The organism is Mesorhizobium onobrychidis (genome assembly GCF_024707545.1).
GTDB lineage: Bacteria > Pseudomonadota > Alphaproteobacteria > Rhizobiales > Rhizobiaceae > Mesorhizobium > Mesorhizobium onobrychidis.
In genome coordinates, this window is sequence record NZ_CP062229.1 from 5,114,206 (window position 1) to 5,134,342 (window position 20,137).

Here is a 20,137-nt window from a genome sequence, read left to right on the forward strand (position 1 = left end):
CAATGCGAAGACTGGCCCATTGCGAGGAGACATATGAACCCGACCGAGAAAGCGCTGTGGTTCGTCGAAAGCCATCTGCCGGAAGCAGTCTCGCTCGACGATGTCGCCAAGAGCAGTGGCGTGTCGCGCTTTCACGTGACGCGGGCTTTCGGTGCGGCGACCGGCCGCTCGGTGATGGGCTACCTGCGTTCTCGCCGGCTGACCGAGGCGGCGCGCAGGCTCGCCGCCGGCGCACCGGACATTCTCTCGGTCGCGCTCGACGCCGGCTATGCCTCGCATGAGGCTTTCACCCGTGCCTTTCGCGACCAGTTCGGCACCACGCCGGAACTGGTGCGCGCGCAAGGCTCGCTCAAAAACCTCGATCTCGTGGAGCCGATCCTGATGGACCAATCCTTCCTCACCAATCTCGAGTCGCCGCGTTTCGAAACCAGCCGGCCGTTCCTCATCGCCGGTCTTGGCGAACGCTACAGTTGCGAAACCAGCGCCGGCATCCCGATGCAGTGGCAAAGGTTCGGCCCCTATATCGGCAACATTCCGGGCGAGGTCGGCGACGTCGCCTATGGCGTCTGCGTCAACGGCGACGATGCAGGCAATTTCGACTATATCGCCGGCGTCGAGGTGTCCGATTTTTCGGACCTGCCGAAGGAGTTTTCGCGCGTACGCGTGCCGGCGCAGAAATTCGCTGTGTTCGCCCATCGTGACCACATCTCGACCATCCGCCGCACGGTCAACACGATCTGGAACAAATGGCTGCCGGCCTCCGGGCACGAGGTCGCCGATGCGCCCGAATTCGAGCGCTACGGCCCCGAATTCGATCCGCGCAGCGGCAATGGCGGGTTGGAAATCTGGATACCAGTCAAGGCATGAGGAAGGGCCAGTTTTCAACTTGTGTTGGAGACTAGTGTCGAAGCCGGCTCCGCCTTATCTTGCCTTCTCCCCTTGTGGGAGAAGGTGGCCGAGCCCACGGGTCTTGCCTCCGGCAAGCCCGAGGACAGGCTTAGCTCGGTCGGATGAGGGTGCTCCAGCTTGGCCGCGACAGCACTCTGTCCAACACCCCTCTTCCGTCTCGGCGCTGCGCGCCGATCCACCTTCTCCCAAAAGGGGCTAGCGTGCGCACACATCTGATTTGGCGGGGATTAGTTTGGATTTGCAAGAGCGAAGCCCTCGGCGATGGCGTGGAAGCGTTTGAGGCCGTTGCTGAAGGTGACGGGACCTGGCGGCCGCTCCTTTGCGTAGCCGTTCCACCCTCCCAGCCGGGCGATGCACCAAGCGGCCCAGGCGAGCGTGTGTTGCGGATGCGGGTTGTTCTGCTTTTGGGTCTTGCCTTCGAGCCTGGCAATCAGCGCCTCCAGCACGGTGATCTCGGCGGGGCTGAAGAGGCGTGCAGCCTTGAAGGCCTGGCCGGCGGCATCGCGCCCGTGCACGAGTTGCATGACCCTGGTGGCGACGATCAGCGCGGTCGCGGCCAGCCGTTCGAGTGCCTCACCATCGGCAAGCAGGCTTTCCTCCAGATCGATGGCCTGCGACTTCACGGTTCGGAACAGCTGTTCGACGGTCCAGCGCAACCGGTAGAGATCGACCATGCGGCAAGCGTCGGCGAGCGTTTTGACCGCGTGAGTGGTCAACAGCCGCCAGATCACCGCTTCCTTGGGCGAAGGCGGATCGATCTCGCGCACTTCGACCATGTTGAGCGTGATCTCGCGCGGATCGCGACAGTCGGCACCAAGGCGCGGCTGGCGCAAGGCGACCGCGGCGAAGCGAACGGCCAGTTGCACCTTGCGCGCCGGTCGGCCGGGACGCGCCTGCAGTTCGAAGGCGGTCCGGCCGGCTTCCGGCGTTTTGGCGATCTCGCCGAACAGACGGCCGCCCTGCTCACCCAGAGCCCGGTCGCGCACGGCGCGGATGAGCACATGCGTGCGCTCGTCAGGCAGCCTTGCCAGCACTTCGTAGATGTCGGCCTCGCGGTCGCCGATCACGGTAGCCAGCGGCGTGTCGGTCAGCGCCTGGCGGGCCGCCTTGGCGGTGGCGATCCATTTGTAGCTTTCCTTGGCTTCGATCGGCAGGGCTTGGTAGTCGTGCGCCTTCTGCCCCCGGCGCCGCCAGATCGTGGCAGCCGCAAGCCCCAGCACCGAGCCGTCGGCGGCATCCACGGCCAGCGCCGGGTGGACGAACAGCCCGACATCCTTGCCGTTGCCGACATGCCCGAGGCCGCGCTTGCGCGAGGCCTTGGCCTCATAGTTGATCTCGCTGCTGTCCTCAATGATCAGCACATGGCGGCCGGCCGCCGCCTCGCCCGTTCGCGCCGCCGCCGTGCGCACGATCTCCGGCACCGTCACTTGGGGATTGCGAAACAGCCGCGTGAACGCAATCTGTTCCGCCCGCGTATCGGCCAGCCTGCGCAGGCCCGCGCTGACGCGCGTGCACATGCGCTCCAGCACCATGCTCCCCTTTTTTGCAGGCGCAGGTCGCCGAAGTATCCAAGCAGCAAAGCCATCGTCGAAATCTCCCGAATCAACAATGGCAGCTACAGAATCACACATGATTCCAACCCCACAAGCCAAACCTGCTACCCGACCAAACTCCCTTGACACCTCTCCGAAGCAGATGTGTGCGCACGCTAGCCCAAAAGGGGAGAAGGGAAAGACGCTACAGCTCCAGGTTCCAGTTCTGGCCGACCAGATCCTTGCCGAAGGCGTGGTGGCGCTCTTCGTCGGCCAGCTTGAAACCGGCCGCCTCGTAGATGCGGCGCGCTGAGGTGAGCACGTCGTTGGTCCACAGCGTCAGCGTCTTATATCCCTTGGCACGGGCAAAGCCGATGCATTCCTCGACCAGCCGCTTGCCGATGCCGAGACCGCGCGCCGAGGGTTCGACATAGAGCAGGCGCAGCTTCGCCACCGCGTCCGACTGGCGCACGACAAAGACCGAGCCGACGACATCCCCTTCCCGCTCGGCGATCCAACTGCGTTCCCATTTCGGATCGAAGGATTTGACGAAGGCGCCGAGGATTTCGGCGACCAGCGCCTCGTAGGTTTCGTCCCAGCCATATTCCTGCGCGTAGAGCAGGCCCTGGCGATGAATGATCCAGCCGATGTCGCCGACCTGCAAAGGTCGCAGCATGTAGAGGACCTTGGGCTCCGTGCCATCGCCCAGGAGGCGCTGCACCGTCTGCATCGCCTTGACCAGCCTTTCCTGTTCTTGAGCGGGAAGCCGGTCGAGCAAGGCCGCGACCTGATCGTGCGAACCCTGGTTCAGCGGCGCGAAGGCCGCCCTTCCCGCTGGGGTCAGCGCGATCGACGAGCGCCGCGCATCGGCTTGCGTCGCGGCGCGCTCGACCAGGCCGCGCTCCTCGAACTTTTTCAACAACCGGCTGAGATAGCCGGGGTCGAGACCGAGATCGCGCGCAAGATCGGTGGCGGTCAGGCCATCGCGATGCGCCAGTTCATAGAGCACCCGAGCCTCGGTCAGCGAGAAGGCGCTTTTCAGCAGCCCTTCGTCGAGCAGGCCGATCTGGCGGGTGTAGAAGCGGTTGAAGCCCCGCACCGCATCGATCCGCTCCTTGCCGGGTTGATGATGAATCGTCATGGCATCCTCCTGCCGCACAAGATCAACCATTTATTTGACTTAGTCAAGTATTAGTGAATTAGCCAACCGCCCTGTCGAGCAAGCGCCGAGCCGGTTCGACGGCGTTCGCATCGCCTCCACCGGGCCTGTAGCACGGCGGAATCGTGCCCGCTTCTAATGCTTGAATCGCCGAAGCGTCGGCAACGACATCATCCCGGAGCGGCACGGCCGAATTACGCCCTCGCGCCTTGACTCTCGCCAGCCATCGGCTTATCTCACCGCCACGTTAGCACTCGCCATTGGTGAGTGCTAAGCGTAGGTCCGGCGTCGCCGGGCTTATAGGTTGTCCGGCTCCGCCGGACGGAGGAACTGTTCTCACCATTCTCATCGAGGAATAAAAAATGGCAAAGTCGAAGTTCCGCCCGCTTCATGACCGCGTGGTCGTACGCCGGGTTGAATCCGAATCCAAGACTGCCGGCGGGATCATCATCCCCGACACGGCGAAGGAAAAGCCGCAGGAAGGCGAGATCATCGCCGTTGGTTCCGGCGCCCGCGACGAAGCCGGCAAGCTCGTCCCGCTGGACGTCAAGGCCGGCGACCGCATCCTGTTCGGCAAATGGTCGGGCACCGAAGTCAAGCTCAATGGCGAAGACCTTCTGATCATGAAGGAATCCGACATCATGGGCATCATCGGCTGAATATCGGCCTCACCGTCACTTAAATCTTCGGGCTCAATTCAAGCCCCTGCCAGGAGCTAAAAATGGCTGCCAAAGACGTAAAATTTTCCCGCGATGCCCGTGAGCGCATGCTGCGCGGCGTCAACATCCTCGCCGACGCAGTGAAGGTCACGCTCGGCCCCAAGGGCCGCAACGTCGTCATCGACAAGTCGTTCGGCGCACCGCGCATCACCAAGGACGGCGTCACCGTCGCCAAGGAAATCGAGCTTGAAGACAAGTTCGAGAACATGGGCGCGCAGATGGTCCGCGAAGTCGCTTCGAAGACCAACGACATCGCCGGCGACGGCACCACGACCGCGACCGTTCTGGCCCAGTCGATCGTCCAGGAAGGCCACAAGGCGGTTGCCGCCGGCATGAACCCGATGGACCTGAAGCGCGGCATCGACCTCGCGGTTAGCGACGTCGTCGCGACGCTGATCAAGAACGCCAAGAAGATCAAGACCTCGGAAGAGGTTGCCCAGGTCGGCACCATCGCAGGCAATGGCGATGCTTCAGTCGGCTCGATGATCGCCGAAGCGATGCAGAAGGTCGGCAATGAGGGTGTCATCACCGTCGAGGAAGCCAAGACCGCCGAGACCGAGCTCGAAGTCGTTGAAGGCATGCAGTTCGACCGCGGCTATCTTTCGCCCTACTTCGTTACCAACGCCGACAAGATGGTTGCGGATCTGGAAGACGCTTACATTCTTCTCCACGAGAAGAAGCTCTCCAACCTTCAGGCCATGCTGCCGATCCTCGAGGCTGTCGTGCAGACCTCGAAGCCGCTGGTCATCATCTCGGAAGACGTCGAAGGCGAGGCTCTGGCCACGCTGGTCGTCAACAAGCTGCGTGGCGGCCTGAAGATCGCCGCCGTCAAGGCGCCGGGCTTCGGTGATCGCCGCAAGGCCATGCTGGAAGACATCGCCATCCTCACCGGTGGCCAGGTCATTTCCGAAGACCTCGGCATCAAGCTCGAGAATGTCGGCCTCAACATGCTCGGCCGCGCCAAGAAGGTGTCGATCTCCAAGGAGAACACCACCATCGTCGACGGCGCCGGCAAGAAGGCCGAGATCCAGGGCCGCGTCGCCCAGATCAAGCAGCAGATCGAGGAGACCACCTCGGACTACGACAAGGAGAAGCTGCAGGAACGTCTCGCCAAGCTGGCGGGCGGCGTTGCCGTCATCCGCGTCGGCGGTGCGACCGAGATCGAAGTCAAGGAAAAGAAGGACCGCGTCGATGACGCCCTCAACGCGACCCGTGCGGCCGTCGAAGAAGGCATCGTTCCCGGTGGCGGCGTCGCACTCCTGCGCGCTTCGCTGAGCATCAAGGCTGTCGGCGCCAACTCCGACCAGACCGCTGGCATCAGCATCGTGCGTCGCGCGCTGCAGGCTCCGGCACGCCAGATCGCGGCCAACGCCGGTGCGGAAGCATCGATCGTTGCCGGCAAGATCCTCGAGAACAAGGGCCCGACCTTCGGCTTCAACGCCCAGACCGGCGAATATGGCGACATGATCGCTATGGGTATCGTCGATCCGGTCAAGGTCGTGCGCACGGCTCTCCAGGATGCGGCCTCGGTCGCCGGCCTGCTGGTCACCACCGAAGCCATGATCGCGGAGGCTCCGAAGAAGGAGTCGGCTGGCGGCGGCATGCCTGGCGGCATGGGCGGCGGCGGCATGGGCGGCATGGGCGGCATGGATTTCTAAGGAAATCCATCAGCCTTCAGATACGGAAAGGGCGGCCGAGAGGTCGCCCTTTTTGTTTGTTACGCACCACAATCGCCGTGCCAGCCGCGATCGGCGGGCGGGACCTCCTGTACCGCTGTACGCTTTGGCAATAGTTGCGGCGGTGCAGAACATGGATCGCAGGGCTGGAGCCATCTCTTGTTCGGCCTTCGGCCCTTTCGGCAGGGCTCCGCGACGGCTTCGATGCGATGAAGGCCATAAAATATCAGCTCGCCGTTGCAGCGACCTCTTTGGCAGGCAAAGCACCTTCTATCAGCGCGGCGACTTCATCGGCCACCGCCAGCACCGGGGCACGGTCGCGGGTGGCTCGCGCGATCACCATCAGCCCTTCCAGCGATGATTCGACAAGCAGCGCCAGAGCGCGAGCGCGGCGCTCGGGCACCCCTGCCCTGACGAAGGCCGCCTGCAGCAGGCCTATCCATTGCTCGAATGCCGACCGGCACAGTTCGGCCAGCTCCGGCACGTCGGCCGGCGAGTCCAGCACCACGGGTGCGATCGGACAGCCAAGCGTGAACTGGTTGTCCTCCAGCATGCGTGCGACCGACTGGTAAATGTGGTGGACAGCTACCGCCGGGTCCTGCTCGGCGGCAAGCGCCTCACCCAGCGTTTGCGTGACCTTTTCGACGCTGTCGCGCGTCACCTCGATGACCAGTTGGTCCTTGCCGCCCGGAAAATGAAAATAGAGCGATCCTCGTGGCGCACCGGAGGCGCTCAAAATGTCGTTGAGCGAAGTACCGTGATAGCCGCGCTGCCTTAGCAGCAGCGCCGTCGCCTCGATCATCCGGGTGCGGGTATCGTTCGCCATGTCAACCTCTGTCAGGAGTGCGCATTATAGGCCTTGCGCTCAATATGACAATCGGTTTACATAATATGTAGATCAGTCTATATATCTCGACGTCATCGAGAGGAGAACGATAAAATGACCATCCGTGAAGCAGAGGCCCAATGGCAGGGGTCGTTGAAAGAAGGTTCGGGCCGTCTGCGGCTCGGCAGTGGCGTCTTCGAAGGTGACTATTCCTTCCCGTCGCGCTTCGAAAACGGTCCCGGCACAAACCCAGAGGAACTGATCGCGGCGGCGCACGCCGGCTGCTTTTCGATGGCGCTGAGCGCCATAGCAGGCAGCGGCGGCCATGTCCCCATACGGATCCACACCGTCGCCAAGGTGCATCTCGGAACGAGCACGGCCGGACCGACGCTCACCCGCATCGACCTTGAAACGGAAGCCGAAATCCCGGGCCTGGCGCCCGAGGAATTCCAGCGCCTTGCCCAATCCGCGAAAGCAACATGCCTCGTTTCCCGGGCTTTGGCAGGCGTCGCTGATATCAGGCTCAAGGCCGACCTCGTCACGGACGCCGCTGCGGAAAAACGAAATCAGGAGGTACCGAGATGAAACAGGGTAGCATCATGGTCGTCCATCCAGACGACCAATCCAGACAGACGGCCGAGATCATGCGGCGCTTCAACGACGTGCTCCAAAATCATGATCCGTCGGCACTCCCGGGCCTGGTGGCCGAGGACTGCGTCATCGAGAACACCGTGCCGGCGCCGGATGGCGCCCGCCATGCCGGCAGGGAGGCGTGCGTGCGGCTGTGGTTGGCGATCGCCAGCGAACCCGGCACGCGCTTCGATATTGAAGAGACGTTCGTCGCCGGTGAACGGGCGACAATCCGCTGGCGTTACTGGCGTGCCGACGGCAACTCCATCCGTGGCGTCAATCTGATGCGCGTAGCGGACGGGCTGATCGTCGAGGCGATGGGATACGTCAAGGGGTAGCGCCAACAGGCGCTACCGGTCAGTCAGCGCCAGTTTTGCGCCGAGCGCGACGAAGACGCCGGCGAAGGTGCGGCGCATCCAGGCCAGCACCATCGGCCGCGACACGACATGGCTGCGGATCGAGGCGGCGAAGATGCCATAGCCGACAAACACGACGAAGGTCAAAAGCATGAAGACGCTCGAGAGTTCCAGCATCTTCGACAGCCTTAATTTGAACTTCGGCTTGCGAACCCGGGTGTGGTCTTTGCCGGGTTCTGCAGCAGGGTGTGTCCATGACCCGCAGCGGAAGTTCGCTCGCCCTCGATTGGACTTTGATTTTTGGGAGTTGATTTGCTGCAATACAATAAGAATGCTACCATATTTAGTCGCCAATATTTTTTGCTGATTAGCGACCAGCCTGCCAAAACGTAGGGCGCGTTCGTCCGCCGCGAAGTCCATCTAGGATTAGCCGGCGCGAGTTCGCGTTACCGGATATGTGCACATCCAGAAGAGCATCACGAGGTTCGGCGGCATAGGTGCGGCCCCGTGCCTCAGATTCCGCTTGCATGCATGAACAGCCACCACGGGCACCGGCCAGCGCGCGCGGCGTTGAAGATAACGCAACGCATCCGAACCCAAGGAGATCGTCATGAATGATATTCAGGAGCGCGGCGAAGCCGCAATCGCAACCCCGTCAGCGCGAAGGGTCGACATCAAGCTCGAAGTCGTCGTCATCCCCGTTTCGGACGTCGATCGAGCCAAGCGATTTTACGGCGGCTTGGGTTGGAGGCTCGACGCCGACATCACAGGCGACGAATTTCGTGTCATCCAGTTTACGCCTCCGGGCTCCCCGTGTTCGATAGTCTTCGGCGCAGGGGTCACCCCAGGGCCCTATGCCCGGGTCGAGCTCGATGTCCTCGAAAGCGTTGGCGAGCTCGTCGTGTCAGACATCGAGGCAGCGCGCGCCGAACTCGCCGATCGCGGTGTCGACGTGAGCGAGGTGTACCACTATGCCGGCCGTGAAGGCCGTGTCAGCGGTCCGGACCCTGAGCGGCGCAGCTACTCCTCGTGGGCCTCCTTCAGCGATCCGTCCGGAAATGTCTGGCTGTTGCAGGAGGTCACTGCGCGAGCGCCCGGCCGCGTCGACGCTGACGACACCACATTTGTCTCGTCGGTCGAGCTCGCGGCCGCGCTCCGGCGTGCGTCTGCGGCCCATGGCGAGCACGAGAAGCGGACAGGCGGCCAGCGTGATGAGAACTGGCCGGACTGGTATGCCGAGTACATGATGGCCGAGCAGGCTGGCAAGCCGCTGCCGCTATAAGGATTGGATCACGACGTCATTTGAAACGGCAGCATCGACGCAATAGTAACCCTTTGATCGAGGATCCTGCGCCCTCGGCGGCTCGATCGAAGTGCAGGGCGTGCGCATCCCGGCACCGACCACGCTTTGAGGCGTTAACAATAGTGTTTTGATGTTTCTCGGGCAGCCGCGCTTGCACGCGACCGTGCTCTATCTTCGGGCGCAGAGCGGCCTCCATCTGGCGCTATTTCATGGCCGACGGCAACTCCATCCGGGGCGTCAAATCTGATGCGCGTAGCGGACGGGCAGATCGTCGAGGCGATGGGATACGTCAAGGGGTAGCGCCAACGGGTGCTACCGCTCGGTCAGCGCCAGTTTTGCGCCGAGCGCGACGAAGGCGCCGGCGAAGGTGCGGCGCATCCAGGTCAGCACCATCGGCCTCGACACGACATGGCTGCGGATCGAGGCGGCGAAGATGCCGTAGCCGACAAAGACGACGAAGGTCAAAAGCATGAAGACGGTGCTGAGCTCCAGCATCTTCGACAGCGCATGCGGTTCGGTGGTGCTGACGAACTGCGGCAGGAAGGCGAAGAAGAAAATCGACAGCTTCGGGTTGAGGATGTTGATGAGGATGCCCGAGGTGATCACCTTGCCGGCCGAGCGCGGCGCGACATCGTGCCCGACGTTCAAGCCGCCGCTCTCCTTCAGTGTGTTCCACGCCATGTAGAGCAGGTAGGCGACGCCCAGATATTTCAGCGTCTCGAAGGCGAGTGCGCTGGTGTGCAGCAGCGCCGCCAGACCGGTGATGGCGGCCGCCATATGCGGAATGATGCCGAGCGTGCAGCCGAAAGCAGCGATGATGCTGGCGCGCGCGCCACGCGAAAGCCCGGCGCTCAGCGTATAGAGAACGCCGGTGCCGGGCGAAGCCACGACAATCAGCGACGTCAACAAGAATTCGATGCTCACGGATGGTCTCCCGGTGATCTGCCCGCTGGCAGGTTAGCCAGCAAGGGCACCCCGCGCAAGCCGTGGCGATTGGCGGTTCCTCGCCCCCATCCTTATGGGGGAGAGCTGTCTCGGCGAAGCCGAGACAGAGAGGGGGAAATAGCGCGAGCCTGCGCTCAAGCACCTTGTTCGAAGGGTCGCGTTTCCTGAAAGCCACCTCTCCCCCGCAACGCGGCCACTAGCGTGGGGCGAGGAACCCAAGCTTCCAAAACGGCAAGACCCTACAACGTCGGCATCCCATGTGCCTTGCGCGCCATCAGGCAATCGTCGCCGCCGGGCATGCAGGCGCGGCAGACGTCCGGTCGGACCTCGTAAATGCCGCAAGTGGTCGACTTGCCGACCTCGCCGGCAAGCGCCGAGCAGCGCACGCCGTCGCAGCGCATGCCGGATTCGTCGGCGGCCACATACTTCTGCGGGATCAGGTCGAGCTGCGCGTCGTCTTCGGTCGAGAAGCGCGGCCATTCGGCCGAATAGGAACAGCAGGCGCCGCAGCTCTGGCAATCGAAGAGGCCAACCGGGCCAGCGCCCTCCCTCAGTGGCGAAAAGTCTCCGGCGCTCGCCAAGGCAAGCAGCCCTGGCGCAACAGGATTCAGGTCAGCGTTTCGCGGCAAAGGCGCTATTTTTTCTTCCTGGTCTTGCGCGACGCCACTTCCGCCGGCGACTTGAACAGATCGGTCGCGGCCTCGGCGGTAACGTCGGCTTTCGGCGCGGCGGCCGGCTTGGCCGGCTTTGCGGCGGCAGCGGATGCCGCCGGCTGGTCCTTGGCGGAAAATTTTATGGCCATATCAATCCTCGTCGGAGAAACGCGATGATGGCGCATTCGGGTTGCGAAGGCGGCCGATCAGCGCCGAGACCGCGGTGATGTTCATTTCCTCGGGCGACCAGTTCCTGGCCTCCTCGATGTGCCGGGGCGCCAGCTCGCGATGCGTGCTGCCGCTATAGGCGGCATCCTGATGGGTGACGCGCTCAAGGGTCTTGGCATTTTCGCGGACATACTCGATCAGATAGTTCGGGCATTCGGAGCGGCCACGCACGCCGAGCCTGACCTGGGCATCGCCATGGGCGCGCCTGCAGCGCTCGAGCTTTTCGAGCACGCGCCGGACATATTCGACCGGCTTGTCGAGCTCTCCTACGACATCGGCGATGGTCGAATCGGCGGCGATCGCCTTTTGCGGGACGCGCTTCGTGGCCATCAGCGTTTGCCCACGCGCTTCGGCGCGGCGGCAAGCGCGGCGGCGGCAGCCATATCGTCGGCTTCCTTTTCCAGGCGCAGCTCGCGCAGCCGCGCGGTCTTGGCTTCCCGGGCCTGGCTGACGGCATCCTGCTCGGAAATGATTCGGTTGAGCGACATGGACTGGGTCTGGGCCTTGCTGAAGACGGATTCGGCCTGGTCGCGGGATTTCTTTGAGGTGGCGGTCAAGGTCTTTCTCCCGGTTCGGAGCATGATGCCGCAAAATGGCGAGACCGGTCTTTCGACCAGGACCACGCACAAAGCAATACGGCAGTCGGATTCAAATTGCTGTGCATCCTTAACACGTTCAAGCGAACGCGCGGTGCTCTTTTCGAACTTTTGAGGCGCCCCAAATGCAAAAGGTCAGGCATTGCCTGACCTCCGCTGAAGCGCTGCGCGTCCAGTTGAACGCGCTGACACTTCTCATCTGCGCATGATCCTTTCCGGAAACTGATGTTTCCCGGGTCATGCGCGGAATTCGCCATTCACCGGTGCCGGTACATCCGCGGTCACCGGCGAGGCTGAATTCCGTTTTAGGCCGCCTTCAACTGATCGGCGGACATCTTGCCCGACTTGTTGTCGCGGACCATCTCGTAGCCGAGCTTCTGGCCCTCGACGATGTCGCGCATTCCGGCGCGCTCTACGGCCGAGATGTGGACAAAAACGTCGGCCGAGCCGTCGTCAGGCTGAATAAAACCAAAACCCTTGGTGGCGTTGAACCATTTAACTGTGCCTGTGCTCATAACGAACCCTTTCCGTGGCAAATATTCGTTCGCCGTCATGCGAATGCACAACAGCGTTTGTCTCGATTTTGATGGGGGAAGTTCGTCAAAGGCGCGCCTGGACACGCGGATAACAAAAGTCGGTCAAACAAATATCGACGAAATGCTTTTAGACTTCTTTTGGCGTCGTGTCAATTTTTTGCTTTTGCCGCCCGGCGGACCGGTCGACGCAAGCCTGGTTGCGCAGGCAATCCGATGGCGGATCTGGCGCCGAAACCGGGTCAGCGCCAGCTGTTAAAAAAAAATCGCACCATGCCGGGAACCATTTTGGCATCCGTGCATTTTGGATATCGTCAGCAGTTCATGAGAGCAATCTTAGGAAGGCTGACACAAAGGACGCCTCCCGTGCAATAAAACGTGCGAGGGGCGTTCTTTTATGGCGCCCGTAGCGCCGGCTTCACATCACAGCGATCATCATCGGCAGGATTTCGTGGCGGAAGCCCAGCCCCGAACGCGGCGTTCTAACCAGGCCCTATTCGTCAGGGCCGGGCTCCGGCCATGTCTCCCTCGCTGCCTCCGCATACCAGTGCCGCATTGCCGATGTTGAGAGCATAGCGTCGACATAGGCGCGGGTGTCCGGCGCCAGCGTGCCGCCATAGGTGTCGAAGCGGGTAACGACCGGCGCATACATAGCATCCGCCGCGGTGAAGTGGCCGAACAGGAACGGTCCACCCTTGCCGTATTTTTCCCGGCATTCCCGCCACAGTGCCTCGATGCGCGCCCGCTGCGCCTCGCCTTCGGCGTCGAGCGGCTTGTGGCCCTTCGGCCTCCGCAGGTTCATCGGCCAGCCATAGCGGACCTCACGAAAGCCGGAATGCATCTCGGTCGCCGCCGAACGGGCCAGCGAGCGAGCGCCGATATCGGTCGGCCACAGCTTCTTTTCCGGGAACAGGTCGGCGAGATATTCAAGAATGGCAAGGGTTTCCCAGACAATCCTGCCATTGTGAATCAACACCGGTACCTGGCCGGTCGGCGACACTTTGGCCAGATTGGCTGATGTCTCGGGCGTGCGCAGGCGCACGAAGCCTTCCTCGAATGGGATCTCCAGATGCTTCATCGCCACCCATGGCCTGAGCGACCAGGACGAAAAGCATTTGTTGCCGATAAAGAGCGTGAGTTCAGCCATTGTCCCTCCCAGCCTTGCTGGCGCGTTCGGGCGCACCCTATCCTGTCCGCCTCGCCGCCGGAAGCTATTCCGCTCGACCGGCCGAGCCTGGAACCGAAGCCGCGCCTGCCCCGTTTGTTTTGATGCCCCGTTTTTGGGCGAGTGAACCTAGGCAGGAGATGCGGCCATGGTGAACAGGGATGAGGTTGTGGGCCTAGCCAAGCAGCTCAAAGGTTCGGTGAAGAAGGCCGCCGGCAAGGCCACCGGCAACAGGCGCGTCCAGGCTGAAGGCGCGGCGGATAAGATCGCCGGCAAAATGCAGAAGGCCTATGGCGACATGAAGGACAAGCTCAGGAAGGTGCTCTGATCCCTGCGCTGCCGTTTCAACGGCGATGAGGAAAGCGGCTTAGGCCGCCTTTTGTTTGCTTTCGGTTGCTGCCGTTACAAGTTCAGGCTCTTGGAGAAAGCGTTGGTGAAGGCGATCTCGCCATGGTCACCGATGGCTTCGCCAAGCACCACGTCCATGCTGTCGCTGGTCACCCGCATCAGCGCGAAGCCGCCCATATAGGCGGCCTTCGGCTTGAACAGATCGAGCCCATCGCTACGGTAGATCATCGGTGTCTCGTGCTGGTGGCCATGGAAGATGCCGATGGCGTTGTAGCCCTTCAGCGCCGCCAGCAGCGCCTGCCGGTCCGCCTCGCTCCACCAGTGCGGCGCACCAGTGCCGTCATCGTCGAAGGTTCCTTTGGCGGCATCCCACCGTTCGACCGAGAAAACATCCCAGCCATAGTGCTGGAACAGGATGACGGGGCGGCCGTCCGCCGCGTGGGCCGCCAAATCCTGCTTCAGCCATGGCAGGCCGGAGACCGCACCGTGGCCGGTGTCGCCGGGAAAACGATGCGTCTGGACGAGATGCAGGCCGCCCCAGTCCCATGAGTAGCAGTCGGTGTCGACATCGTAGTCGGTTACCGGCACCGGCGGCTTGAAGAACACGCCGGCACGATGGTTGACCTCGACATAATCGCGCATTTCGCGGCGATACCAGTCGACGTGGTTCGGCGGACCGTTCTGGTCGAGATCATGGTTGCCGAGCCCGAGATAGACCGGCACATGCACGCGATCGGGGCCGACGCCCTGCTGGTAACGCTGGCTGAACTGGAGCAGCTGCGTGCCTTCGCTGGGCTGGGTGACCTGGCCGCCGCCGTCGTCGGTCATGTCGCCGCCGACGACGAGGCCGAGCGGCGTGCCGATACGGCTGCCGGCCGAGCGCAGGCCGGTGGCGATGCCGTTGATTTCGGCCGGCCACTCCTTCTCGCCAACACCGTTCAACGCGGCGACGCTGCGCAGCAAGGCGGCGTCGGTCTTGCCTTCCTGCTGACAATTGGGGCTCAGCCCGCTGGCCATGCGGCAGGCATGGACATCGGCGACGAACAGGAAGGTGGCGTCGACGACCGGAACGCGCTGCCCGGTCTGTCCGAGCGCCGGTCGCGCAAGGGCGCCGGCCGCAGCAAATCCCGCCGCCTGCGCCAGGAAGCTGCGCCGGGAGAGTGATCCTGCCGAGATGCGATTCATGGCGCGAAATTCAGCACAGCCGGCGCCTCTTTGTCCAGTTCCCTCGAACGGTATGTCGACACGGCCCCGCAGGTCTGGCATTGCTTTCAGTGTCAGGACTCAACTTGCGCGGGCAGACGAGGACGCTATGAAGACTATATCCATCGGCACGGCACTCACCATCCTGGCGAGCGCCGCTCATGGTGCCGAGTGCGTTGACGCCAAGGCTGCCAAGGCCGGCTTCATTCTCGAAAGGCCCGGCATCCACAGCGAGTTTCGACCGGCGGCGGCTGGAATGGTGTCGGTTGCCAACGAATACCAATCCCAATCGCCGCAGACGCAGTTTCTGTTCGGCGGCTTGATCGAGGTGTTTCGCGACAGCGAGACCGGTCAGCTTGCGATGATCCCATTTTCCGATCTCAGAAAGCTGTTTCCGCTCAAGGCCGGGGCGAAAAGCAAGACCGTGTTCGTCCGCCTCGCAGCAAACAAGCAGCCGAAGGGCACCGAGACGCTCGAGATCAACGTCAAGGGCAAGGAGACCTTCAGCCTGGGCGACTGCAAATACAATGTGCTCGCCGTCAGGCAGACGATCAAGAACGAGGCCGGCAAGACGCAGGATGAATTCACCGCGCTCTACGCGCCCGACCTGCAGGCCGTTCTGGCCAGGCGCTATGACGAGGGCACCAACGCCGAAAGCGTGGTCGGCTACGAGGTCATCAAACCGCTGCCGAATTAAGTCCCGGCAGGGCAGAGGGCGACTGGCGCTCCGGCATCAAAAGGCTTTGTACTGCCGCAGCACCCTGCGACGTCGCTTCGCAACTGCTTCGCCCTTGGATGACGAAGCTGGGGAAGTTCCCTGCTCCAGCGCGTTCAGGCAATCGCGCAGCACGCCAGAATCCTGCGCCGTCTTGGCCATCGACATGGCGCCGGAATAGGTGGCGACCGCAAGCGCGGCGAAGCGTTGCGGATCGGTGTCCTGGTCCCTGCCCGCTTGCTGGTCAGCCCTGACCTTGTCGGCGATCGCCTGGCGCCACGCCGAAAAGATGCCGGCAAGGGCAGTGCGAAAATCCGGATCGGCGAGCGACAATTCATGCGCCAGGTTGTTGAGCGGGCAGCCGCGCACGAAACCCTGTTGCTCCAGCTCCGCCGCCACGGCCTCGAACACGCTGCGCACGCCCACGCGCGCCGAGCCTGCCGCCTGCACCGGCGCGATCCATGTTGCTTCGACGGCCGCGGCGACCCGCTCCTCGATCACCGCCAGCGCCAGCGCCTTCTTGGTCGGGAAATGATGATGCAGTGCGCCGCCGGTGACGCCTGCCGCCGCCATCAGGTCGCCGAGGCTGGAAGCGTGGTAGCCGCGCGCCTGAAACGAGGCTTCGGCGACATCGAGCACGCGTTTGCGCAGGCCTTCCGGGTCGTTGGTGCGTTTCCCGGGCCGCACCTTTGGGCGAGCGGTCATCTCTGCTGACATTTTCACACGATAGCAGATTGACAAAACAGGACAACCGGTCTGTTTTAAAACAGGATGAATACCCTGTTTTGGAGATCGAGCGATGAACCTGCCCCTGAATGCCCCGTCGAAATCCAGCCTCGACGCCTCGCCGGTCGTCGAGCTCAGGCAGTACACGCTGAAACCCGGCCGGCGGGAGACGCTGATCGGCATCTTCGACAGTCACCTGATCAAAGGGCAGGAAGCAGCTGACATGACCATCATCGGCCAGTTCTGTAATCTCGACCGGCCTGACATGTTCGTCTGGCTGCGCGGCTTCGACGGCATGGTCGCGCGGAAAAATGCACTGACCGCCTTCTATGAGGGCCCCGTCTGGGCCGCCTGGCGCGACGCCGCCAACGCCACGATGATTTCCTCCGACGACGTGCTGTTGCTGAAACCGGCATGGCCGGGCGCCGGTCTCGATCTGTCGGGATCGCAACGGGCGGCCTTGCCGGGTCGCGAAAGGCCAAGCAGAGACAATCACTTGTCGGACATTGTTGTCATCAAGATTCATCATTTGCGGCCCGGCGCCGAAGCCGACTTCGCCAGCCGCTTCGAAACCGACGCCATTCCCACCCTGGCGGCACTTGGCGCGCGGCCACTTGCTGCGTTTGTCACCGAGCATGCCGAAAACAGCTTTCCCCGCCTGCCGGTGCGATCAGGCGAAAATGTCTTCATCAGCGTCACGGGTTTCGACAGCACAGACGTCCATGCCCGCCACGAGGCAGTCCTTGCCAGTTCCCCGGAGTGGCAGGCATTGCAGTCGGGCCTGGCCAGACCGACGGAAACGCTGCGCCTATCTCCAACCTCACGATCGCTGCTTGGTCGGTGAGAGAGGAGCCTCTTCCTCCTCCCCTTGTGGGAGAAGGTGGCCGAGCGAAGCTCGGTCGGATGAGGGGTGTTCCAGCTTGGCACCGACGGCGCTCCGTCCAACACGGCTCGGCGCTACGCGCCGATCCACCTTCTCCCACAAGGGGAGAAGGAAGAGACGTTCCTTCAACCGATTTGCATTCTTGCCGCCCGCAATCTCCGCTTGAAGCCATTTGTGCAACGCGATACGCCGGTGCGAATTCGACAGATCGGAGAGACATGTGAGCGCGCCAGAGACCAGAACCGAAACCGACACGTTCGGTCCCATCGAGGTCGCCGCCGACCGTTACTGGGGCGCGCAGGCGCAGCGTTCGCTGGGCAATTTCAAAATCGGCTGGGAAAAGCAGCCGGCGTCGATCGTTCGCGCGCTTGGCATCGTCAAGCGGGCGGCGGCCGAAACCAATATGGAGCTGAAGCGGCTTGACCCGGCTATCGGCAAGGCGATCATCGAAGCCTCTCAGGAGGTCATCGACGGCAAGCTCGACGATCATTTTCCGCTGGTCGTCTGGCAGACCGGCTCGGGCACGCAATCCAACATGAACGCCAACGAGGTGATCTCCAACCGGGCGATCGAGCTGCTGGGCGGCGTCATGGGGTCGAAGAAACCGGTGCACCCCAACGACCACGTCAATATGAGCCAGTCGTCGAACGACACCTATCCGACGGCGATGCACATCGCCTGCGCCGAGCGAATCGTGCACGACCTGTTGCCGGCGCTCAGGCATTTGCACGCCGCGCTGGAGGCCAAGACCAAAGCTTTCGCCCACATCATCAAGATCGGCCGCACCCACACGCAGGACGCGACGCCCCTCACCCTTGGCCAGGAATTCTCAGGCTATGCCGCGCAGGTCGCCTCCTCGATCAAACGCATCGAGATGACGCTGCCCGGCCTGCAGGAACTGGCGCAAGGCGGCACGGCCGTCGGCACCGGCCTCAACGCGCCGATCGGCTTTGCCGAGAGAGTGGCGGATCGCATCGCCGCGATCACCGGCATCGGCTTCGTCACCGCGCCGAACAAGTTCGAGGCGCTGGCGGCCCATGATTCCATGGTGTTCTCGCATGGAGCCATCAACGCTTGCGCTGCCGCCCTGTTCAAGATTGCGAACGACATTCGTCTGCTCGGCTCCGGCCCGCGTTCGGGCCTCGGCGAATTGTCGCTGCCGGAAAACGAGCCGGGTTCATCGATCATGCCGGGCAAGGTCAACCCCACCCAGTGCGAGGCGTTGACGCAGGTCTGCATCCAGGTGTTCGGCAACAATGCGGCTGTGACCTTCGCCGGCAGCCAGGGCCATTTCGAGCTCAACGTCTACAACCCGCTGATGGCCTATAATTTCCTGCAGTCGGTGCAGCTGCTCGCCGACGCCTCCATTTCCTTCACCGACAATTGCGTCGTCGGCATCGAGGCGCGGGAAGACAATATCAAGGCCGCCCTCGACCGTTCGCTGATGCTGGTGACGGCACTGGCGCCGACCATCGGCTACGACAATGCCGCCAAGATCGCCAAGACCGCGCACAAGAACGGTACGACTTTGCGCGAGGAAGCGCTGGCCACCGGGCTGGTCAGCGAAGCCGACTACGACCGCCTGGTACGGCCGGAGGACATGACGCATCCGGGATGATCTTGCGCTGATCGCAAAAACGTTACCGCGGTGAACGATCTGTAACCAAATCCGCATCTTTGGTGAACAGTCGACCTGATCTATCTGGGGGAGACACCACAACCCCTTCCGGAGAGAGCCCACCATGTCCACCAACACATCCGTTGCCGGTTCCGGCACTGTTTCCAACGCCTCGGCCACCATACTGCTTGGCCGCGTCCTGCTTTCAGTCATCTTCGTGCTTTCCGGTTTCGGCAAGCTCACTGCGATCGCCGGCACCGCCGGTTACTTCGGCAGCATGGGCCTGCCGATGCCGACCGTAACCGCGATTGTCGTCGGCCTGATCGAGCTGCTCGGCGGTCTTGCCATCCTCATCGGCTTTCAGACCCGGATCACCGCCTGGGTGCTGGCAATCTTCACCGTCGCCACGGGACTGGTCGCCCACACCGGCTGGGCCGATCAGATGCAGATGATCAGCTTCATGAAGAACCTGGCGATTGCCGGCGGCTTCCTCGTGCTGGCTTCCTCGGGCGCCGGCGCCTATTCGGTCGACGCCAAGCGCGGCTGAAGCGGTCCAGGAACGATTTGCACCAAGGGGCGCGGAATTTTCCGCGTCCCTTTTTCGTTGTCAGTCTACCAGACTTTCGATTCGCCGGGCCGAGTGGCCTGGCTCGAATTTCTGCTAAGATCGAGACGTCGGAGTGAAGCCAACCGGCCTGGCCGACCTCGGAGGTGACCAATGCCCCGCAATGCGCTGCTGCTGCTTTCCCGTCTTCTGCTCGCCGCCCTATTCGTTCCGTCCGGCTTTCACGCGCTTACCGACGTTGCCGGCACATCAGGCTATTTTGCCGGTCTCGGCCTGCCGCTGCCGACGCTCACAGCCTGGGCGACTGGCCTGTTCGAGCTGATCGCTGGACTGCTCATCCTCGTTGGCCTCAAGACGCAGATCGTGGCACTCCTGCTTGCCGCTTTCTGCATTGCGGCAGCCTTCATCGGCCATTATGGCCAGGGCGGCGACGATCCGACGCTGGCCTTCATGCATTCACAGATGCTGATGAAGGACATTGCCATCGCTGGCGGTTTTCTGGCGTTGGCAATGGCAGGCGCCGGGGCATACTCCACCGACGGCCGAATGATTGTAGGCCGCGCCTGAGGCGGCCAGCACCGGTTTATTTGGTGTCCAGGAAGACGAACTTTGCGAGACGGCTTACATTGATAGGCCGCGAGGCAAAACTGCCATATCCCATCCGCCCTACCCCCACATACAGACAAAGCTGCTGTTTCTTAACCGCCACTGCGACCCACTCGTATCCAAATTCATCTGTAGTTTCGAAGGTTGCTGTCTATGGCGACGTACACATAGCCATCTGACTGGATCAGTTCTTGTCTCTTCAAGTATGGTAACAGATCGGCCCGACCCAAAATGGGCTTGATC

General features: G+C 62.6%; 24 protein-coding genes and 1 pseudogene. 12 read left to right on the forward strand and 13 right to left on the reverse strand.

Annotation, left to right across the window (positions count from 1 at the left end):
- The first annotated feature begins 33 nt into the window (after positions 1 to 33).
- Positions 34 to 867, forward strand: a complete 834-nt coding sequence (locus IHQ72_RS25395) for an AraC family transcriptional regulator (protein ID WP_258118050.1) — start codon at positions 34 to 36, stop codon at positions 865 to 867.
- Between the two features lie 269 nt (positions 868 to 1,136).
- Here IHQ72_RS25395 and IHQ72_RS25400 read toward each other — a convergent pair whose 3' ends face one another.
- Both IHQ72_RS25400 and IHQ72_RS25405 read right to left on the reverse strand, forming a co-directional pair.
- Complete coding sequence (locus IHQ72_RS25400) at positions 1,137 to 2,441, reverse strand: IS4 family transposase (protein ID WP_258117880.1); 1,305 nt, start codon at positions 2,439 to 2,441, stop codon at positions 1,137 to 1,139.
- A 205-nt stretch (positions 2,442 to 2,646) separates the two neighbouring features.
- Positions 2,647 to 3,582, reverse strand: a complete 936-nt coding sequence (locus IHQ72_RS25405) for a bifunctional helix-turn-helix transcriptional regulator/GNAT family N-acetyltransferase (protein ID WP_258118051.1) — start codon at positions 3,580 to 3,582, stop codon at positions 2,647 to 2,649.
- Between the two features lie 380 nt (positions 3,583 to 3,962).
- Between IHQ72_RS25405 and groES the strand changes: the two genes are divergently transcribed.
- Together groES and groL are read left to right on the forward strand one after the other, a co-directional pair.
- Positions 3,963 to 4,259, forward strand: coding sequence for a co-chaperone GroES (gene groES / locus IHQ72_RS25410; protein WP_006203049.1), 297 nt, complete (start codon positions 3,963 to 3,965; stop codon positions 4,257 to 4,259).
- Between the two features lie 62 nt (positions 4,260 to 4,321).
- Positions 4,322 to 5,977 (forward strand): chaperonin GroEL, encoded by a 1,656-nt coding sequence (gene groL / locus IHQ72_RS25415; protein WP_258118053.1) that lies wholly within the window; start codon positions 4,322 to 4,324, stop codon positions 5,975 to 5,977.
- Between the two features lie 244 nt (positions 5,978 to 6,221).
- Here the strand turns inward: groL and IHQ72_RS25420 are convergent, their stop codons facing one another.
- Positions 6,222 to 6,821, reverse strand: a complete 600-nt coding sequence (locus tag IHQ72_RS25420) for a TetR/AcrR family transcriptional regulator (RefSeq protein WP_258118054.1) — start codon at positions 6,819 to 6,821, stop codon at positions 6,222 to 6,224.
- 114 nt (positions 6,822 to 6,935) lie between these two features.
- Here IHQ72_RS25420 and IHQ72_RS25425 point away from each other — a divergent pair, with 114 nt between their 5' ends.
- Both IHQ72_RS25425 and IHQ72_RS25430 read left to right on the forward strand, forming a co-directional pair.
- Positions 6,936 to 7,406 (forward strand): OsmC family protein, encoded by a 471-nt coding sequence (locus tag IHQ72_RS25425; RefSeq protein ID WP_258118055.1) that lies wholly within the window; start codon positions 6,936 to 6,938, stop codon positions 7,404 to 7,406.
- Positions 7,403 to 7,789 carry a nuclear transport factor 2 family protein gene (locus tag IHQ72_RS25430; RefSeq protein WP_258118056.1) on the forward strand — a complete coding sequence of 129 codons (387 nt, stop codon included), beginning with the start codon at positions 7,403 to 7,405 and terminating at the stop codon, positions 7,787 to 7,789. Before IHQ72_RS25425 ends, IHQ72_RS25430 begins: the two co-directional genes overlap by 4 nt.
- A gap of 12 nt (positions 7,790 to 7,801) precedes the next feature.
- Here the strand turns inward: IHQ72_RS25430 and IHQ72_RS25435 are convergent.
- Positions 7,802 to 7,993 (reverse strand): annotated as a pseudogene (locus IHQ72_RS25435) (LysE family translocator); the annotation flags it as partial.
- A gap of 424 nt (positions 7,994 to 8,417) precedes the next feature.
- Here IHQ72_RS25435 and IHQ72_RS25440 point away from each other — a divergent pair.
- Positions 8,418 to 9,089: a VOC family protein gene (locus IHQ72_RS25440; RefSeq protein WP_258118057.1), complete on the forward strand. Its 672-nt coding sequence runs from the start codon at positions 8,418 to 8,420 to the stop codon at positions 9,087 to 9,089.
- Between the two features lie 333 nt (positions 9,090 to 9,422).
- Here the strand turns inward: IHQ72_RS25440 and IHQ72_RS25445 are convergent, their stop codons facing one another.
- From IHQ72_RS25445 to IHQ72_RS25475, 7 genes are all read right to left on the reverse strand, one after another.
- A complete protein-coding gene (locus IHQ72_RS25445) occupies positions 9,423 to 10,034 on the reverse strand; it encodes a LysE family translocator (RefSeq protein WP_258118058.1) in 612 nt (203 codons plus the stop codon).
- Positions 10,035 to 10,294: 260 nt separating this feature from the next.
- The gene (locus IHQ72_RS25450) at positions 10,295 to 10,636 is read right to left on the reverse strand and encodes a YkgJ family cysteine cluster protein (protein WP_258118059.1); all 342 of its coding nucleotides are present in this window, start codon (positions 10,634 to 10,636) and stop codon (positions 10,295 to 10,297) included.
- Positions 10,637 to 10,689: 53 nt separating this feature from the next.
- The gene (locus IHQ72_RS25455) at positions 10,690 to 10,857 is read right to left on the reverse strand and encodes a hypothetical protein (protein WP_258118060.1); all 168 of its coding nucleotides are present in this window, start codon (positions 10,855 to 10,857) and stop codon (positions 10,690 to 10,692) included.
- A 1-nt stretch (position 10,858) separates the two neighbouring features.
- A complete protein-coding gene (locus tag IHQ72_RS25460; protein WP_258118061.1) occupies positions 10,859 to 11,266 on the reverse strand; it encodes a hypothetical protein in 408 nt (135 codons plus the stop codon).
- The gene (locus IHQ72_RS25465; protein ID WP_123150923.1) at positions 11,266 to 11,493 is read right to left on the reverse strand and encodes a hypothetical protein; all 228 of its coding nucleotides are present in this window, start codon (positions 11,491 to 11,493) and stop codon (positions 11,266 to 11,268) included. Before IHQ72_RS25465 ends, IHQ72_RS25460 begins: the two co-directional genes overlap by 1 nt.
- Before the next feature lie 344 nt (positions 11,494 to 11,837).
- Positions 11,838 to 12,047 (reverse strand): cold-shock protein, encoded by a 210-nt coding sequence (locus tag IHQ72_RS25470; RefSeq protein WP_010915421.1) that lies wholly within the window; start codon positions 12,045 to 12,047, stop codon positions 11,838 to 11,840.
- 511 nt (positions 12,048 to 12,558) lie between these two features.
- Complete coding sequence (locus IHQ72_RS25475; RefSeq protein ID WP_258118062.1) at positions 12,559 to 13,212, reverse strand: glutathione S-transferase family protein; 654 nt, start codon at positions 13,210 to 13,212, stop codon at positions 12,559 to 12,561.
- Between the two features lie 166 nt (positions 13,213 to 13,378).
- Between IHQ72_RS25475 and IHQ72_RS25480 the strand changes: the two genes are divergently transcribed.
- Positions 13,379 to 13,558: a CsbD family protein gene (locus tag IHQ72_RS25480; RefSeq protein ID WP_258118063.1), complete on the forward strand. Its 180-nt coding sequence runs from the start codon at positions 13,379 to 13,381 to the stop codon at positions 13,556 to 13,558.
- A 74-nt stretch (positions 13,559 to 13,632) separates the two neighbouring features.
- Here IHQ72_RS25480 and IHQ72_RS25485 read toward each other — a convergent pair whose 3' ends face one another.
- Complete coding sequence (locus IHQ72_RS25485; RefSeq protein WP_258118064.1) at positions 13,633 to 14,763, reverse strand: metallophosphoesterase; 1,131 nt, start codon at positions 14,761 to 14,763, stop codon at positions 13,633 to 13,635.
- A gap of 127 nt (positions 14,764 to 14,890) precedes the next feature.
- Here IHQ72_RS25485 and IHQ72_RS25490 point away from each other — a divergent pair, with 127 nt between their 5' ends.
- A complete protein-coding gene (locus IHQ72_RS25490; protein WP_258118065.1) occupies positions 14,891 to 15,478 on the forward strand; it encodes a hypothetical protein in 588 nt (195 codons plus the stop codon).
- Positions 15,479 to 15,514: 36 nt separating this feature from the next.
- Here the strand turns inward: IHQ72_RS25490 and IHQ72_RS25495 are convergent, their stop codons facing one another.
- Positions 15,515 to 16,201, reverse strand: a complete 687-nt coding sequence (locus IHQ72_RS25495) for a TetR/AcrR family transcriptional regulator (protein WP_258118066.1) — start codon at positions 16,199 to 16,201, stop codon at positions 15,515 to 15,517.
- A 94-nt stretch (positions 16,202 to 16,295) separates the two neighbouring features.
- Here IHQ72_RS25495 and IHQ72_RS25500 point away from each other — a divergent pair, with 94 nt between their 5' ends.
- The 4 genes from IHQ72_RS25500 to IHQ72_RS25515 all read left to right on the forward strand — a co-directional run bounded on the left by IHQ72_RS25500 (position 16,296) and on the right by IHQ72_RS25515 (position 19,855).
- Complete coding sequence (locus IHQ72_RS25500; protein ID WP_258118067.1) at positions 16,296 to 17,066, forward strand: NIPSNAP family protein; 771 nt, start codon at positions 16,296 to 16,298, stop codon at positions 17,064 to 17,066.
- A 259-nt stretch (positions 17,067 to 17,325) separates the two neighbouring features.
- A complete protein-coding gene (gene fumC, locus IHQ72_RS25505; RefSeq protein ID WP_258118071.1) occupies positions 17,326 to 18,723 on the forward strand; it encodes a class II fumarate hydratase in 1,398 nt (465 codons plus the stop codon).
- A 124-nt stretch (positions 18,724 to 18,847) separates the two neighbouring features.
- Complete coding sequence (locus IHQ72_RS25510; protein WP_029354237.1) at positions 18,848 to 19,270, forward strand: DoxX family protein; 423 nt, start codon at positions 18,848 to 18,850, stop codon at positions 19,268 to 19,270.
- Between the two features lie 171 nt (positions 19,271 to 19,441).
- Complete coding sequence (locus IHQ72_RS25515; protein WP_258118072.1) at positions 19,442 to 19,855, forward strand: DoxX family protein; 414 nt, start codon at positions 19,442 to 19,444, stop codon at positions 19,853 to 19,855.
- Positions 19,856 to 20,137: the final 282 nt, after the last annotated feature.

Coding starts and splice junctions, on each gene's coding strand:
- IHQ72_RS25395 (WP_258118050.1), top strand. CDS start 34: ATGAACCCGACCGAGAAAGCGCTGTGGTTCGTCGAAAGCCATCTGCCG.
- IHQ72_RS25400 (WP_258117880.1), bottom strand. CDS start 2,441: ATGGTGCTGGAGCGCATGTGCACGCGCGTCAGCGCGGGCCTGCGCAGG.
- IHQ72_RS25405 (WP_258118051.1), bottom strand. CDS start 3,582: ATGACGATTCATCATCAACCCGGCAAGGAGCGGATCGATGCGGTGCGG.
- groES (WP_006203049.1), top strand. CDS start 3,963: ATGGCAAAGTCGAAGTTCCGCCCGCTTCATGACCGCGTGGTCGTACGC.
- groL (WP_258118053.1), top strand. CDS start 4,322: ATGGCTGCCAAAGACGTAAAATTTTCCCGCGATGCCCGTGAGCGCATG.
- IHQ72_RS25420 (WP_258118054.1), bottom strand. CDS start 6,821: ATGGCGAACGATACCCGCACCCGGATGATCGAGGCGACGGCGCTGCTG.
- IHQ72_RS25425 (WP_258118055.1), top strand. CDS start 6,936: ATGACCATCCGTGAAGCAGAGGCCCAATGGCAGGGGTCGTTGAAAGAA.
- IHQ72_RS25430 (WP_258118056.1), top strand. CDS start 7,403: ATGAAACAGGGTAGCATCATGGTCGTCCATCCAGACGACCAATCCAGA.
- IHQ72_RS25440 (WP_258118057.1), top strand. CDS start 8,418: ATGAATGATATTCAGGAGCGCGGCGAAGCCGCAATCGCAACCCCGTCA.
- IHQ72_RS25455 (WP_258118060.1), bottom strand. CDS start 10,857: ATGGCCATAAAATTTTCCGCCAAGGACCAGCCGGCGGCATCCGCTGCC.
- IHQ72_RS25460 (WP_258118061.1), bottom strand. CDS start 11,266: ATGGCCACGAAGCGCGTCCCGCAAAAGGCGATCGCCGCCGATTCGACC.
- IHQ72_RS25470 (WP_010915421.1), bottom strand. CDS start 12,047: ATGAGCACAGGCACAGTTAAATGGTTCAACGCCACCAAGGGTTTTGGT.
- IHQ72_RS25475 (WP_258118062.1), bottom strand. CDS start 13,212: ATGGCTGAACTCACGCTCTTTATCGGCAACAAATGCTTTTCGTCCTGG.
- IHQ72_RS25480 (WP_258118063.1), top strand. CDS start 13,379: ATGGTGAACAGGGATGAGGTTGTGGGCCTAGCCAAGCAGCTCAAAGGT.
- IHQ72_RS25485 (WP_258118064.1), bottom strand. CDS start 14,763: ATGAATCGCATCTCGGCAGGATCACTCTCCCGGCGCAGCTTCCTGGCG.
- IHQ72_RS25490 (WP_258118065.1), top strand. CDS start 14,891: ATGAAGACTATATCCATCGGCACGGCACTCACCATCCTGGCGAGCGCC.
- IHQ72_RS25495 (WP_258118066.1), bottom strand. CDS start 16,201: ATGACCGCTCGCCCAAAGGTGCGGCCCGGGAAACGCACCAACGACCCG.
- IHQ72_RS25500 (WP_258118067.1), top strand. CDS start 16,296: ATGAACCTGCCCCTGAATGCCCCGTCGAAATCCAGCCTCGACGCCTCG.
- IHQ72_RS25510 (WP_029354237.1), top strand. CDS start 18,848: ATGTCCACCAACACATCCGTTGCCGGTTCCGGCACTGTTTCCAACGCC.
- IHQ72_RS25515 (WP_258118072.1), top strand. CDS start 19,442: ATGCCCCGCAATGCGCTGCTGCTGCTTTCCCGTCTTCTGCTCGCCGCC.